Genomic DNA, 14,191 nt, shown 5'->3' on the forward strand with positions numbered 1-14,191 from the left:
GCGGCCGGTCCACAAAGGTTGACCGGAATCACCCGTCCGGCGGCAACCCGTACGTCAGTGCGTCAGCTCTTGTCGGACGGCGCCAGGGTGACCTGGACGAGCTTGGTCGTCGTCCCCGTCGGCTGCGACTGCCAGCCGTCCTCCGACGAGGTCTTGCGCCAGATCTTCCCGTCGTAGGCCACCGTCGCGATGCCCAGCTGCTGCGCCTGGGCGACCGCCCAGTGCGCGACCTCCCAGCCGCTCGCCCGCTCGGCGGCCGCGGTGGCGTCGGCCCCGGCGTCCGCCGAGGTGGTCAGCGCGGCGGCGGACGGGTCCGGGGTCAGCGCGACGGCGTTCTCGGCCCCCTTGATCGACGACGTGTAGCCGGGGGCCGCGGCGACCGTGCGGCCGAACTCGCGGCGCACCCGGTCGGAGAGCACCTGGGTGCGGTCCGGCGCCGCCGCCGGGGTCGCGGAGGCGGACGCGGTCGGCGAGGCGGAGTCGGCGGAGTCGTCCGTCCCCGGCTTGGCGTAGTCGTGCACGACGCAGCTGAACGAGGCGGGCTCGCGGCCGGCCAGCGCCGAGGTGAGCAGCGTCGCCTTGGTCTCGTGCTTGGCGTACGCCTGCGGGTAGCCGCTCTTCTGCACCGCCTGGGCGGCGTCGGTCAGCGGCAGCCGGGTGTAGCCGGGCACCTTGACCAGGCCGTCCAGGAACTTGTTGGTCGCGTAGACCGGGTCCTGGATCTGCGCCGCGGTGCCCCAGCCCATCGAGGGGCGCTGCTGGAACAGGCCGAGCGAGTCCCGGTCGCCGCCGGCGAGGTTGCGCAGCTTGGACTCCTGCATGGCCGTGGCCAGCGAGATCGCCGTCGCCCGGTCCGGCAGCCCGCGCGAGCGGGCCACCGCGGCGATCGTCGCGGCGTTGGCGGCCTGCGACACCTCCAGGGTGCCCTCGCCGGTCGCGGTCTTCACCGTGCAGCCCTCGGGCTCGGTGCCCTTGAAACCGAACCACCAGATGCCGACCACGGCCGCCCCGCCGACCAGCGCGAGACCGAGCAGCCCGACGATCACGAGCAGCAGGGCACGCAGCGGCCCGCGGCGGGGGGGCTCCAATTCGTCGCCCTGGTCCTCGCTGCTCTTCTTCCTGGCCACCCTCGCCCCTCTCGCGCCTGCTTCTTGATCCGACACCGTACCCACTCGGACGGGTGTGCGGCGCCCCCCGGTTGCCGTTACGCTTCGCCGACCCTGTCACAGGACCGCTACGCAGGGTCTCCGCGGCGCGCACTAGGCTGGCGTCATGAGCAGCCCCGAGACGACGCCCCTGGACCTCACCCTCGACGGCGGCACGCTGACCGCCCGCCTCGTCGACTTCCCGTCCGTGAGCGGCGACGAGCAGCCGCTCGCCGACGCCGTGGAGGCCGCCCTGCGCGCCTACCCGCACCTGACCGTCGACCGGTACGGGAACAACGTGGTGGCCCGCACCCGCCTCGGCCGCTCCGAGCGCGTCCTGCTGGCCGGCCACCTGGACACCGTCCCGATCGCCGACAATGTGCCCTCGTACGTCGACGGGGACCTGCTCTACGGCTGCGGCACCTCGGACATGAAGTCCGGTGTCGCCGTCCAGCTGCGGCTCGCGGCCACGCTGCCCGAGCCCAACCGCGACCTGACCTTCGTGTTCTACGACTGCGAGGAGGTGGAGGCCCACCGCAACGGCCTCGGCCACCTCGCCAGGGAGCGGCCCGACTGGCTGGCCGCCGACTTCGCGGTGCTGCTGGAGCCCAGCGGCGGCGTCGTCGAGGGCGGCTGCCAGGGCACCCTGCGGGCCCAGGTCAGGCTCACCGGCGTGCGCGCCCACGCGGCCCGTAGCTGGCTCGGCGACAACGCCATCCACCACGCCGCCGAGGTGCTCTCCCGGCTCGCGGCCTACGAGCCGCGCCGGGTGGAGATCGACGGGCTGGAGTACCGCGAGGGCCTGAACGCGGTGCGGATCGACGGCGGCGTGGCCGGCAACGTCATCCCGGACGAGTGCGTCGTGACGGTCAACTTCCGCTACGCGCCGGACCGCAGCGAGGCGGAGGCGGAGAAGCACGTCCGCGAGGTCTTCGACGGCTTCGAGGTGACCGTCACCGACTTCGCCCCCGGCGCCCTGCCCGGCCTCGCCCAGCCGGCCGCGCAGGCCTTCCTGGCGGCCACCGGCGGCCAGGCCAGGGCCAAGTTCGGCTGGACCGACGTCGCCCGCTTCAGCGCGCTCGGCGTCCCGGCGGTCAACTACGGCCCCGGTGACCCGAACCTCGCGCACAAGCGGGAGGAGCACTGCTCGCTGAGCGCCATCGCCGAGGCCGAGGAGCGGCTGCGCGCCTGGCTCACCAGCTGACCGCCGGCTGCTCGGCAGCTGATCCGATCAGAAGCCGAACGCCATCTTCCGGTTCCCCAACCGACCTTCCCCCGTTGCCTGAAAACGGGGGAGGTCCGGCGTAGGGTTTCGTCATGACAGGCACCGGAGACGAGAAGCAGTACGGGCACGGCCCCGAGCAGGTCGGCGTGCCGCGGAAGAAGAAGGCCTGGCCGGAGAAGCAGAAGGGCCCGGTGCTGGTGCGCCGGGACCAGGTCGGCACGAGCACCACGGACCAGCGCCTGCTGGACACCACCGGGCCGACCGACTGGCTGCACACCGATCCGTGGCGGGTGCTGCGGATCACCTCGGAGTTCGTCGAGGGCTTCGGCGCCCTCGCCGAACTCCCGCCCGCGATCAGCGTGTTCGGCTCGGCCCGGACGCCGGTCGACTCGCCCGAGTACGAGTCCGGCGTGGCCATCGGCCGCGCGCTCGCCGAGGCCGGCTACGCGGTGATCACCGGCGGCGGCCCGGGGGCCATGGAGGCCGCCAACCGCGGCGCCTCCGAGGCCGGCGGCCTGAGCGTGGGCCTCGGCATCGAGCTGCCCTTCGAGCAGGGGCTGAACGAGTTCGTCGACCTCGGGCTGAACTTCCGTTACTTCTTCGTCCGCAAGACGATGTTCGTGAAGTACGCCCAGGGCTTCGTGGTCCTGCCCGGCGGGCTGGGCACGCTGGACGAGCTGTTCGAGGCGCTCACCCTCGTCCAGACGAAGAAGGTCACCCGCTTCCCGGTGATCCTCTTCGGCAGCTCCTACTGGGGCGGGCTCTACGAGTGGCTCAAGAACACCCTCGTCGCGCAGGGCAAGGCGGCCCCGCGCGACCTGGAGCTGTTCCACATCACCGACGAGATCGACGACGTCCTGAAGATCCTCGCCGACGCTCGCCGGCCGGTCAACGAGATCTGAGCCGACGGGATCCGGGTCGACGGGATCCGGGCAAGCGGGATCCGGGCCGACCGGATCCGGGCGCCGCGGTCAGGCCAGTCCCCGGCGGGCCACCGCCGGGGGCCGGGTGCCCCGGATCGAGGCGACCATGTCCAGCACCTGCCGGGTCTCGGCGACCTGGTGCACCCGGTAGACCCGCGCGCCCAGCCAGGCCGAGACGGCCGTCGTCGCGAGCGTGCCCAGCAGCCGCTCGTCCACCGGCTTGTCGAGCGTCTCGCCGACGAAGTCCTTGTTGGACAGCGACACCAGCACCGGGAAGCCGGTCGCGGTCATCTCCGGCAGCCGCCGGGTCGCCTCCAGCGAGTGCCGGGTGTTCTTGCCGAAGTCGTGCCCGGGGTCGATGATCAGCGCGTCCCGCCGCACGCCCAGCTCCACGGCCCGCTCGGCCAGGCCGACGGTCACCCGCAGGATGTCCGCCATGACGTCCTCGTAGCCCACCCGGTGCGGCCGGGTGCGCGGCTCGGCGCCGCCCGCGTGCGTGCAGACCAGCCCCGCGTCGTACCGCGCGGCCACCTCGGCGAGCTTCGGGTCCACCCCGCCCCAGGCGTCGTTCAGCAGGTCCGCGCCGGCCTCGCAGACCGCCTCGCCGACCTCGTGCCGCCAGGTGTCCACGCTGATCACGGCGTCCGGGTGGCGCTTGCGCAGCTCCGCGACGAACGGCACCGTGCGGCGCAGCTCCTCCTCGACGGTGACCTCGTCGCCCGGCCCGGCCTTGACCCCGCCGATGTCCAGGATCGCGGCGCCCTCGGCCACCGCCCGGTCGGCGGCCGCGAAGGCGGCCTCGTCCGCGAACGTCGCCCCCCGGTCGAAGAACGAGTCCGGGGTCCGGTTGACGATGGCCATGATCACCAGCTCGTCGTCACCGAATTCGCGCGGTCCCAGGCGCAGCGCCACCGATGTCTCCTCCACGGCTCCCCAGGGTGCGATGATGGCCCCCGGCCTCACTAGGGACCATGCTGTCATGATCAGCGCGGTCCGGGCACCTGACAGCAGGCCGGCCGGGAAGTCGGGAGGACAGCTCGTGTTCTGGGTGATCGTGGTCGCCATGGCCGTGGTGGTCGGCGGCGCCGCGCTGGTGGCGCTCGGCGGCGGCGGTTCGATGCCCGAGGCGGTTCAGGACCGCCTCGCGGCGCGGCTGCCGCAGGACCGTCCGCTGCACAAGACGGACGTGGACGACCTGCGCCTGCCGATGGCCGTGCGCGGCTACCGGATGGACGAGGTCGACGACGTCCTGGACCGCCTCGGCGCCGAACTCGCCTACCGCGACTCGCGGATCGCCGAACTGGAGGCCGCCGCCCACCTGCGCGGCGCGGTCGAGGCCACCACGGGACCCGACGCCGGCGCCGAACCGCTGCCGGGCCTGGAGGCGTTCGCCAAGGTCGTCGAGCCGGCCGGGGCGCCCGAGGACGCGAAGCCGGTGGAGGACCGGTGACCGGTCCGCAGGACGGCACCGTCCTCGGCGCCGACGGCCTGCGCCGCTGCGGCTGGGGCGACTCGACCGACGACTACCGGGTCTACCACGACACCGAGTGGGGCCGCCCGGTGCACGGCGACGACGCCCTGTTCGAACGGGTCTGCCTGGAGGCCTTCCAGTCCGGCCTGTCCTGGCTGACCATCCTGCGCCGCCGCGAGGGCTTCCGGGCCGCGTTCGCCGGTTTCGAGATCGCCGCGGTCGCCGAGTTCGGCGAGGCCGACGTCGAGCGGCTGCTCGCCGACGCCGGCATCATCCGCAACCGGGCCAAGATCGAGGCGGCCATCGCCAACGCCCGGGTCGCCCGCGGGCTCGACGGCGGCCTGGAAGAGCTGATCTGGGGCTTCGCCGGAGACCCGGACCGGCCGGCCCCCCGCACGCTCGCGGAGGTTCCGGCCGTCACGCCCGGGTCGACGGCGCTCGCGAAGGCGCTCAAGAAGGAGGGCTTCCGCTTCGTCGGCCCCACCACCGCCTACGCGCTCATGCAGGCCTGCGGCCTGGTCGACGACCACCTGGCGGCCTGCCACGTGCGCACCGAGCTCCGGAGCCCGTCCGGCAAGGCCCGGCGGCCCCGGTAACGCGGCGCTCAGCGGCCCCGGTAGGCGGGCTTCTCCTTGGCGATGAAGGCGCGGACCGCGATCCGGTGGTCCTCGCTCTCACCGGCCAGGGTCTGCAGCTCGTCCTCCTTGTCGAGCAGTTCGTCCAGCGAGTGCGAAGCCCCGTACGCCAGCGACTCCTTGATGGCGCCGTAGGCCACCGTCGGGCCCTCGGCCAGCTCGCGGGCGAAGACCCGTGCGGTGGCGGCCAGTTCCTCGGGCGCGACGACCTTGGTGGCCAGGCCCAGCTCCATCGCCTCGGTGGCCCGGACCGTCCGCGGCAGCATCAGCAGCTCGGTGGCCTTGGCGTGCCCGACCAGCCGGGGGAGCGTCCAGGAGGCGCCCGAGTCCGCGGTCAGCCCGATCCCGGCGAACGCGGTGTTGAAGCCGGCCTTCTCGGACAGGATCCGGAAGTCGCAGGCGAAGGCGAGCGAGGCGCCCGCGCCCGCCGCGACCCCGCCGACCGCCGCGACGGTCGGCTTGCGCATGCCCGCCAGCGCCCGCACCAGCGGGTTGTAGTGCTCGGCGACGGTCCGCAGCGCGCCCTCGCCGGTCTCGTCGGCCCGCTTGAGCATCGCGAGGTGCTCGTTGAGGTCCTGTCCGACGCAGAACGCGCGCTCGCCCGCCCCGGTCAGCAGCACGGCGCGCACCGCCGGGTCGGCCGCCGCGGCGGTCATCGTGTCCCGCAGCGCGACCTTCGTCGCGACGTCCAGCGCGTTCATCGCCTCCGGACGGTTGATCGTGATGACGGCCAGGCCGCCGTCCAGCTCGTACAGCACGGAATCGGACATGGGCGAGGGGTCTCCCTTGTGATCGCTGCGGTCTCGTCGGGTGTCAGGATGCCGGAGCACCGGGCCGCCTGGGGAGTGTGAGGTATCGCACCTTCCGGTGGTGTCCGCACCGCCGGCGTGCCGGGGCTTATGACGGCAAATGCGGCGGTTGGGGCGGATCCGGCCGAGGTTGCACCGAGAGTGATGTTGGTCATCAGGCCGTGGCATGCGGGATAATGGCTTCCGATCAATGCGTTCGATACCGGCGGTGGACGGACTGCCGGTGCGTAGCTGAGCGGTTGCAGGAAGGGGAACGAGCATGGCGGCCATGAAGCCGCGGACGGGTGACGGCCCGCTCGAAGTCACCAAAGAGGGGCGGGGCATCATCATGCGCGTTCCGCTCGAAGGCGGCGGACGCCTCGTGGTGGAGCTCACGCCTGACGAGGCCGACGCCCTCGGCGAGGCCCTGAAGAAGGCCTGCGGCTGACCGCAGCGGGTGCTCCCCATCTCCTGGAGATGTACTGCCGGCCCGGGTCCGACGTCATGTCGGCCCGGGCCGGCGGCTTCCCGGGACCGGCCCGGGACCGGCCCGGAGGCGCTCCCGGGGGCGCTCCTGGGGCGCTCAGCGTTTGACGGCGCAGAGCAGCCCGTCCGAGACCGGCAGCAGCGCGGGCAGCAGCCCGTCGCTCTCCCGGACGTCCTGGACCAGGTTGCGCACCGCGTCCGTCTGCGGGTCCTGCAGCTCCGGCTCGGCCAGCCGGCCCTCCTGGAAGACCCCCTCGAAGCAGACCATCCCGCCCGGCCGCAGCAGCCGCAGCGCCTCCGCCAGGTACTCCCGCGACTCCGCCGGATCGCCGTCGCAGAACACCAGGTCGTACTGGCCGTCCGCGAGCCTCGGCAGCACCTCCAGCGCCCGTCCCGGTATGAACCGCGAGCGGTTGGCCGCGAAACCCGCCGCCTGGTACGCCTCGCGCGCCAGCTGCTGGCGCACCGGCTCGGAGTCCACCGTGGTCAGCACGCCGTCCGGCCGCATCCCGCGCAGCAGGTAGACCCCGGAGACGCCCGTCCCGGTACCGATCTCGGCGACCGCCTTGGCGTCCAGCGCGGCCGCCATCAGTCTCAGGCACGCCCCGCCGCTCGGCCCGATCGCCCTTATCCCCGTCCGCGCGGACTGTGCCCGGGCGTAGGTCAGCACCGCGTCCTCGCCCACGTAGGTGTCTGCGAGGGCCGCGCGCGCGGGCCCGAACTCGCTGATGGCTGCCTCTTTCGGAGCCCCGGGTGGCGGCCCGGTGCCGGGGGATGTCGATATTTCCTGCCACAGATTACTGGCCGGGCGGGAACCGCGTACGGCGGCGGGCCGTTGTGAGGAGGGACCGGGTGCGGGAGACCTCCCGGGCACTTTTATCCGGGCTTGACGGGTGAGGTGGATATGGTGGTGGCCCTGCTGGGCAGAAGAGCCGACCGAGGAGGTGTGGCCGAGGGCGACGTCCCCGTGCGGCGGCACGTCCGCGGCACCGCGTCGGCCCGTACGCCGAAGCCCGTGATGAACCAGCCTGCGCACTCCGACCTGGACCAGCCCGCCGCCGCGACGCCGGACGCCGGTACCACCGAGGCCCCCGCCCTCGCGACCTTCACCGAGGGCCCCGACGCGCAGTCCTGGACTCCCCCCACGTGGGAGGAGATCGTCGAGGCCCACAGTGCCCGCGTCTACCGCCTCGCCTACCGCCTGACGGGCAACCAGCACGACGCCGAGGACCTCACGCAGGAGGTCTTCGTCCGGGTGTTCCGTTCGCTGTCCACGTACACCCCCGGCACGTTCGAGGGCTGGCTGCACCGGATCACCACCAACCTGTTCCTGGACATGGTCCGCCGCCGCCAGCGCATCCGCTTCGACGCGCTCGGCGACGACGCGGCCGAGCGCCTCGCCTCCCGCGAGCCCAGCCCGGCCCAGCACTTCAGCGACACCCACTTCGACGCCGACGTCCAGCAGGCGCTGGACACCCTCGCGCCGGAGTTCCGCGCCGCCGTGGTGCTCTGCGACATCGAGGGCCTGTCCTACGAGGAGATCGCCGCCACGCTGGGCGTCAAGCTCGGCACCGTCCGCAGCCGCATCCACCGCGGCCGCTCCCACCTGCGCGCCGCGCTCAAGCACCGCGCCCCCGGCTCGGCCCCCGGGCGCGAGCGCCGCGGCGGCTCGGAGGAGCCGGTGCCGGTGGGCGCCGCCGCCGGCGAGGTCCCGGCGGCACCGGGCGGGCGCGGACGGAGGCGATCGTGAGCGGAACCGGCCGCTCGGGGTCGGGCCGTCCGGAGCCGTCCGGCCGGTCCGCCGCCAGGCGGGGCTGGTCCCTGCCCGGCCGCCGCGGCGGTGACGAGCCGGGCGAGCCGCTGCCGTCCGCCGCCCCGCTGCCCGGCGACGCCGAGCTGCGGGCCGTGGCCGTGCGCCCCGCCGAGCCCGCCGCCGAGGAGCACCACCTCGGCGAGCGCCTGTCCGCCTTCCTGGACGGCGAGCTCGGACACGACTCCCGCGAACGCGTCCAGGCCCACCTGGCGACCTGCCCGCAGTGCCTGGCCGAGGCGGACGAGGGCCGCGGCGTCAAGCACCTGCTGACCCGCACCGGCACCCCCGGCCCGTCCTCGGGCCTGATGGCCCGCCTGATGGCCGTCGGGAGCCTGCCGGACGACGAGCAGCCCGGCTCCGACTGGCGCGACGGCCGGGACGACGACGACCTGCCCGGCGGCGGCGTCACCGGCCCCGGCACGCTCGGCGGCAGCCGGCTCGACGGCGGCTCCTTCGGCCGCGGCGCCGGCGCCTCCTTCGGCGCGGGCGCGCTCGGCGCCGGCACCCCGCTGCCCGGGGTCGACCCGCGCGCGTTCGGCCGCGGCGGGGCCGTCCTGCGCCCGCTGATGGGCCGCCGCGCCGCGCGCCCCGAGGCCCCGGCCCGGCCGCAGCCCGCCGCCGCGGTGGCCGTGGTCCGGCCGTCCGCGCCGCGCGGGCGCCGCTTCGTCTTCGCCGCCGCCGGCGCCTTCTCGGTGGCCGCGGTGACGCTGGGCGGCGTCGGCGGCCTGAGCGCGCAGAGCGAGGACCAGCACGGTACGTCGGTGAGCCCGGTCGGCTCGGCCGGCACCCCCGGCCGCGGTGGCGGGCTGGTCCCGATGAACGCGCAGGTCCCGGTGGACTTCCCGGGCTTCCCGGTCGCCGCGACGCGCGAGGCGACCCCCTTGCCGGACCGCCCGGTGGGCGGGCTGACCGCCCTGCACCGGGAACTCCGCTAGACCCGGTCCTCAAGACCCGCGCCACAGCGCCGCTCGCGGACGGCTTCCGGCCATCGGCCGGTCTTTACCACGGGTTCATCACACCGTGGACCGGAGACCCGCCGATGGCCATTACCCTGTAGGAACCGTCGTCCGGCGAGCTAGGGAGCATAGGTGTTCAGCGACGTAGGCGGGCTGGAGATCCTGACCCTGATCGTCATGGCGATCATCATCTTCGGCCCCGACAAGCTTCCGAAGCTGATCCAGGACACGATGGGCTTCATCCGCAAGGTCCGCTCCTTCGCCGACAGCGCGAAGGAGGACATCCGCAGCGAGCTCGGCCCGGAGTTCAAGGACTTCGAGTTCGAGGACCTGCACCCCAAGACCTTCGTCCGCAAGCAGCTCATGGGCGGCAACGAGGACCCGCTGGGCCTCAAGGACATGAAGGACTCGCTGGACATCCGGTCGGTCCTGGACGACAAGCCCACCGGCCCGGTGAACGGCCGCGCCGGCAGCGTCAGCTTCGACAAGGCCGCCGCCCCGGCCGCCGCCTCCGCCGGCCCGCCGCTCCAGCCCGGCGAGCGCCCCCCGTTCGACCCCGACGCGACCTGACCGCGCCCCCGCGCCGTCGCTCTTCGGCCACGCCGCCGCCCCGCTCGCCCGCACGGTTGAGCGGGGCGGCGGCGTGCGCGCCGCTATTGTGCTGATTGTTCCCGTCGAGCTGTCCGTCAGTTCCCGCGCCCGCGCGGGCCGCAGGACGCGCGGCGGGGGCGCCGGGGCCCGCCACCAAGGGAGCGGGGTCCCGGCAGGCACACGTGCTTTAGAGGAGGCCCGGGGATGGACGCGACGAGTCAGGCGGGAGGGGCGACGGCCACGGCCGGCGGCCCGGTGGTCGGCGGGCAGGCCGGCCCGGCGGACCCGCTGGTGCCCTACCTGTCCGCCGACTTCCCGTGGTACGGCCTGGACGACGGCTGGACCGGCCGCCGCTACCTGATGCAGGCCGGCGCCGGCGGCCCCCGCGGCGGGGCGTCCGCCGGGGTCGACTACGGCACCCTCGGCCACGGCGAGGAGCCGGCCCGCCAGTTCGAGCCGCGCGACGTGCGCAAGTTCGCCGTCGTCGTCACCGTCGCCCGCCGCGACAGCCGCCGCAGCGCCGACAACACCGGCACCCTGGAGGCGACCTCCGCCTCCTCCGCCGCCTGGCTGGCCGGCTCCGGCCTGCTCGCCGCCACCTGGCCCGGCCAGCTGGACCGGGCGCTGCGCCAGGACTGGCTGGAACAGCAGAGCTCCCTCGCGTGGGACCTCGCCGACGACCTGGCCGGCCCCGGCTGGTCCACCCTGAGCCTGCCGGTGAACGGGCTGCCGCAGCCGTTCCGCTACCGCGAGTCCGAGTACGGCTGGGTGCTGGCCGGCGAGGCCCCCGGCGTCCTGCTGGGCGCGTACGGCCGTGGCGTCAGCGCCTACGGCGCCGGCTTCTCGACCGTCCCGGACCTGACCGCCTACACCCGCCCCTAGCGCCACGGTACCGGCACCGGTCCGGCGCCCCGTCCGCGAACGCGCCGAGGGGCCGGGTGGCGCACCACCCGGCCCCTCGTGACGTACGGCTAGAACTTGTTCCTGGGCGTCAGGCCGAGCGACATGCCGGACAGGCCGCGCTGGCGCCCGCCGAGCTTGCCGGCGACGGCGCGCAGGGCGGCGCCGGCCGGGGAGTCGGGCGCGGCGAGCACGACCGGGCGGCCGTCGTCGCCGCCCTCGCGCAGGCGGACGTCGATCGGGATCGAGCCGAGCACCGGCACGGTCGCGCCGACGGTGCGGGTGAGCGCCTCCGCGACGGTCTGGCCGCCGCCGGTGCCGAAGACGTCGATCATCTCGTCGCAGTGCGGGCACGGCATGCCGGACATGTTCTCGATCACGCCGACGATCTTCTGGTGCGTCTGCACCGCGATCGTGCCGGCCCGCTCGGCCACCTCGGCGGCGGCCATCTGCGGGGTGGTGACGATCAGGATCTCGGCGTTCGGGACCAGCTGCGCCACCGAGATCGCGATGTCGCCGGTGCCGGGCGGCAGGTCCAGCAGCAGCACGTCCAGGTCGCCCCAGTACACGTCGGCGAGGAACTGCTGGAGGGCGCGGTGCAGCATCGGGCCGCGCCACACGACCGGGGCGTTGCCCGGGGTGAACATGCCGATCGAGATGACCTTCACGCCGTTCGCCTGCGGCGGCATGATCATGTCCTGGACCTGGGTGGGCCGGCCCTCGACGCCCAGCATGCGCGGCACGCTGTGGCCGTAGATGTCGGCGTCCACCACGGCGACCTTCAGGCCGTCCGCGGCCATCGCGGCGGCCAGGTTGACGGTCACCGAGGACTTGCCGACGCCGCCCTTGCCGGAGGCGACGGCGTAGACGCGGGTGAGGGTGCCGGGCTTGGCGAACGGGATCTCCCGCTCGGGGGCGCCGCCGCGCAGCAGCTGGGAGAGCTCCTTGCGCTGCTCGTCGCTCATCACGTCGAGCTCGACCTCGACGCCGCTCACGCCGGGGACCCGTCCGACCGCCTCGCGGACCCGGGTGACGATGGTCTCGCGCATCGGACAGCCGGAGACGGTCAGGTAGACCGCGACCCGCACCGCGCCGCCCTCGGCGATCTCGACCGATTTCACCATGCCGATCTCGGTGATCGGGCGGTTGATCTCCGGGTCGTTGACGGTCGACAGCGCCTGGCGCACGGAGTCCTCCGTGACGCCGGCCGCGACCTCTGTCTCGTTGGCCATGCCTTGATGGTACGGCGCCCGCCGATCCCCTTAACCCGTCGGTAGCGTGCCGCCGGTCACAGCGCCTCGCTGGTCTCCCGGCGCTCCTCGATCTCCTTCAGCAGGGACTGGAGTTCGGAACGGATGAAGTCCCGGGTCGCGACCTCGCCGAGGCCCTGGCGCAGCGCCGCCACCTCGCGGGTCAGGTACTCGGTGTCGGCGATGTTGCGGTCGCTGCGGGCCCGGTCCTGCTCCATGTTGACGCGGTCCCGGTTGTCCTGGCGGTTCTGCGCGAGCAGGATCAGCGGCGCCGCGTAGGAGGCCTGCAGCGACAGGACCAGGGTCAGGAAGATGAACGGGTAGGAGTCGAAGCGCACGTCGTCCGGGAGCAGGGTGTTCCAGGCCACCCAGATGATGATCACCACGGTCATCCAGACGATGAACCGTCCGGTGCCGAGGAAGCGGGCGATGCGCTCGGAGAGCTTGCCGAAGGCCTCCGGGTCGTACGAGGGCAGGGAGAGCAGGCCCGGCCGGGCGGTGCGCGGCTGGTCGAACCGGGCGCGGTTGGAGCCGCTGATCGGGGAGGTCTCCAGGCGCTCGCGGCTGCTGCCCTCGCGGGTGCGCAGCTCGCGCAGCTGGCGCAGTTCCCGCAGCTCGCCGCGCAGTCGCCGGCGTGCGGGGTCGTCGTCCGCCCGTCCCTTGCGGTCAGCGTCCACCGATCGCCCCTTCCGTCTCGTGCTGGTCGTGGTCCCGGGCGTGCAGCGCGGCGTCGCGCCAGTCCTCCGGCAGCAGGTGGTCGAGCACGTCGTCGACGGTGACGGCGCCGAGCAGGTGGTCCGCGTCGTCGACGACCGGGGCCGCGACCAGGTTGTAGGTCGCCAGGTAGCTGGTGATCAGCGGCAGCGGGGTGTCCGGCGGCAGCGGGTCGAGGTCGTCGTCGACCAGCGAGCCGACCAGGACGTACGGGGGCTCGCGCAGCAGCCGCTGGAAGTGCACGGTGCCGAGGTAGCGGCCGGTCGGGGTCTCGTTCGGCGGGCGGCAGACGAAGACCTGAGCGGCGAGCGCGGGCTTGTGGTCGCGCACCCGGATCCGGGCGAGGGCCTCGGCGACCGTCGCGTCCGGCTCCAGCACGACCGGCTCGGTGGTCATCAGACCGCCCGCGGTGTCCTCCTCGTAGGACAGCAGGCGGCGCACCGGCTCGGCCTCGTCCGGCTCCATCAGCTGGAGCAGGCGCTCCGCCTCGTCGTTCGGCAGCTCGGAGAGCAGGTCGGCGGCGTCGTCCGGGTCCATCGCCTCCAGGACGTCGGCGGCGCGCTCCTCCTGGAGCTTGCCGATGATCTCGACCTGGTCGTCCTCGGGGAGCTCCTCCAGGACGTCGGCGAGCCGCTCGTCGTCGAGCGCGGCGGCCACCTCGGCTCGGCGCTTGGCGGACAGGTGGTGCATCACGCCGGCGAGGTCGGCGGGGCGCAGCTGCTCGAAGGTGGCGAGCAGGTTGGCCGCGCCCTGGTCCTGTTCGAGCAGGGCGAAGCCGGTGACGTCCTGCCAGTCCAGGGTGAGCCGCTCGCCCTTGCCCTTGCGCAGCCGCCCGGCCCGGCCGACCTGGACGAAGACCTTGCTGATCTCCCACTCGCGCAGCCGGCTCTGGACCATGCCGACGTCCAGCACGGTGACCGGCTCGTCGGTCTTCGACCACGTGACGGTGCGGTCCAGCAGCTCGGCGAGGACGAGGGTCTCGGCGGGGCGCTGCTCGAAGCGGCGCAGGTTGATCACGCCGGTGGTGAGCACCTGGCCGGACTCCAGGCTGGTGATCCTGGTCATCGGGAGGAAGATCCGGCGCCGCCCGACCACCTCGACCACGAGTCCGAGCACCCGCGGCGGGCGCCCGCCCAGGCGCAGGGTGACGACCACGTCGCGGACCCGGCCGACCTGGTCCCCGTTCGGGTCGAAGACCGCGATCGCGGAGAGATGGGAGATGAAGACCCGGGTGCCTGGCCCTGCCATGAACTCCCTCGACTCGCTCGACCGGTCCGAAACCGTGCTGGGCGCG

16 protein-coding genes are annotated in these 14,191 nt (G+C 73.8%); 9 read left to right on the forward strand and 7 right to left on the reverse strand.

What is annotated here, in order from left to right; genetic code table 11:
* Positions 1-62: 62 nt before the first annotated feature.
* Positions 63-1,127, reverse strand: coding sequence for a hypothetical protein (locus ACFV4G_RS09335; RefSeq protein WP_380438188.1), 1,065 nt, complete (start codon positions 1,125-1,127; stop codon positions 63-65).
* Between the two features lie 145 nt (positions 1,128-1,272).
* Here ACFV4G_RS09335 and dapE point away from each other — a divergent pair, with 145 nt between their 5' ends.
* Positions 1,273-2,349 (forward strand): succinyl-diaminopimelate desuccinylase, encoded by a 1,077-nt coding sequence (dapE, locus tag ACFV4G_RS09340; protein ID WP_380438190.1) that lies wholly within the window; start codon positions 1,273-1,275, stop codon positions 2,347-2,349.
* Between the two features lie 113 nt (positions 2,350-2,462).
* Entirely contained in the window at positions 2,463-3,272 is an 810-nt protein-coding gene (locus ACFV4G_RS09345; RefSeq protein ID WP_380438192.1) for a TIGR00730 family Rossman fold protein, read from the forward strand.
* 69 nt (positions 3,273-3,341) lie between these two features.
* Here the strand turns inward: ACFV4G_RS09345 and folP are convergent, their stop codons facing one another.
* Positions 3,342-4,154 carry a dihydropteroate synthase gene (folP, locus tag ACFV4G_RS09350; RefSeq protein ID WP_380438276.1) on the reverse strand — a complete coding sequence of 271 codons (813 nt, stop codon included), beginning with the start codon at positions 4,152-4,154 and terminating at the stop codon, positions 3,342-3,344.
* A 118-nt stretch (positions 4,155-4,272) separates the two neighbouring features.
* Between folP and ACFV4G_RS09355 the strand changes: the two genes are divergently transcribed.
* Both ACFV4G_RS09355 and ACFV4G_RS09360 read left to right on the forward strand, forming a co-directional pair.
* Positions 4,273-4,743, forward strand: a complete 471-nt coding sequence (locus tag ACFV4G_RS09355) for a DivIVA domain-containing protein (protein ID WP_380438194.1) — start codon at positions 4,273-4,275, stop codon at positions 4,741-4,743.
* A complete protein-coding gene (locus ACFV4G_RS09360; protein WP_380438196.1) occupies positions 4,740-5,360 on the forward strand; it encodes a DNA-3-methyladenine glycosylase I in 621 nt (206 codons plus the stop codon). Before ACFV4G_RS09355 ends, ACFV4G_RS09360 begins: the two co-directional genes overlap by 4 nt.
* Before the next feature lie 8 nt (positions 5,361-5,368).
* Here ACFV4G_RS09360 and ACFV4G_RS09365 read toward each other — a convergent pair whose 3' ends face one another.
* Positions 5,369-6,169 (reverse strand): enoyl-CoA hydratase-related protein, encoded by an 801-nt coding sequence (locus ACFV4G_RS09365; protein ID WP_380438198.1) that lies wholly within the window; start codon positions 6,167-6,169, stop codon positions 5,369-5,371.
* A gap of 298 nt (positions 6,170-6,467) precedes the next feature.
* Between ACFV4G_RS09365 and ACFV4G_RS09370 the strand changes: the two genes are divergently transcribed.
* Entirely contained in the window at positions 6,468-6,635 is a 168-nt protein-coding gene (locus ACFV4G_RS09370) for a DUF3117 domain-containing protein (RefSeq protein WP_014137929.1), read from the forward strand.
* 135 nt (positions 6,636-6,770) lie between these two features.
* On the opposite strand, the gene ACFV4G_RS09375 is transcribed toward ACFV4G_RS09370, so the two are convergent.
* On the reverse strand, positions 6,771-7,403 hold the full coding sequence (locus tag ACFV4G_RS09375) for an O-methyltransferase (RefSeq protein ID WP_329928162.1): 633 nt from the start codon (positions 7,401-7,403) through the stop codon (positions 6,771-6,773).
* Between the two features lie 288 nt (positions 7,404-7,691).
* Here ACFV4G_RS09375 and sigE point away from each other — a divergent pair, with 288 nt between their 5' ends.
* The 4 genes from sigE (at position 7,692) to ACFV4G_RS09395 (ending at position 10,915) form a co-directional block, all read left to right on the forward strand.
* Positions 7,692-8,423 (forward strand): RNA polymerase sigma factor SigE, encoded by a 732-nt coding sequence (gene sigE / locus ACFV4G_RS09380; protein ID WP_380438278.1) that lies wholly within the window; start codon positions 7,692-7,694, stop codon positions 8,421-8,423.
* On the forward strand, positions 8,420-9,421 hold the full coding sequence (locus ACFV4G_RS09385; protein ID WP_380438200.1) for a zf-HC2 domain-containing protein: 1,002 nt from the start codon (positions 8,420-8,422) through the stop codon (positions 9,419-9,421). The genes sigE and ACFV4G_RS09385 overlap by 4 nt, the downstream gene beginning before the upstream one ends.
* Positions 9,422-9,574: 153 nt before the next feature.
* The gene (locus tag ACFV4G_RS09390) at positions 9,575-10,012 is read left to right on the forward strand and encodes a sec-independent translocase (protein ID WP_380438202.1); all 438 of its coding nucleotides are present in this window, start codon (positions 9,575-9,577) and stop codon (positions 10,010-10,012) included.
* A gap of 225 nt (positions 10,013-10,237) precedes the next feature.
* On the forward strand, positions 10,238-10,915 hold the full coding sequence (locus ACFV4G_RS09395) for a hypothetical protein (RefSeq protein ID WP_380438204.1): 678 nt from the start codon (positions 10,238-10,240) through the stop codon (positions 10,913-10,915).
* An 89-nt stretch (positions 10,916-11,004) separates the two neighbouring features.
* On the opposite strand, the gene ACFV4G_RS09400 is transcribed toward ACFV4G_RS09395, so the two are convergent.
* The 3 genes from ACFV4G_RS09400 to ACFV4G_RS09410 are packed head-to-tail and all read right to left on the reverse strand — an operon-like array spanning position 11,005 to position 14,145.
* Positions 11,005-12,165 carry an Mrp/NBP35 family ATP-binding protein gene (locus ACFV4G_RS09400; protein ID WP_380438206.1) on the reverse strand — a complete coding sequence of 387 codons (1,161 nt, stop codon included), beginning with the start codon at positions 12,163-12,165 and terminating at the stop codon, positions 11,005-11,007.
* Between the two features lie 56 nt (positions 12,166-12,221).
* Positions 12,222-12,809: a DUF1003 domain-containing protein gene (locus ACFV4G_RS09405; protein ID WP_380438280.1), complete on the reverse strand. Its 588-nt coding sequence runs from the start codon at positions 12,807-12,809 to the stop codon at positions 12,222-12,224.
* Between the two features lie 40 nt (positions 12,810-12,849).
* A complete protein-coding gene (locus ACFV4G_RS09410) occupies positions 12,850-14,145 on the reverse strand; it encodes a magnesium transporter MgtE N-terminal domain-containing protein (protein WP_380438208.1) in 1,296 nt (431 codons plus the stop codon).
* Positions 14,146-14,191: the final 46 nt, after the last annotated feature.

It is taken from the genome of Kitasatospora sp. NPDC059747 (assembly GCF_042732955.1).
Taxonomy (GTDB): Bacteria; Actinomycetota; Actinomycetes; order Streptomycetales; family Streptomycetaceae; genus Kitasatospora.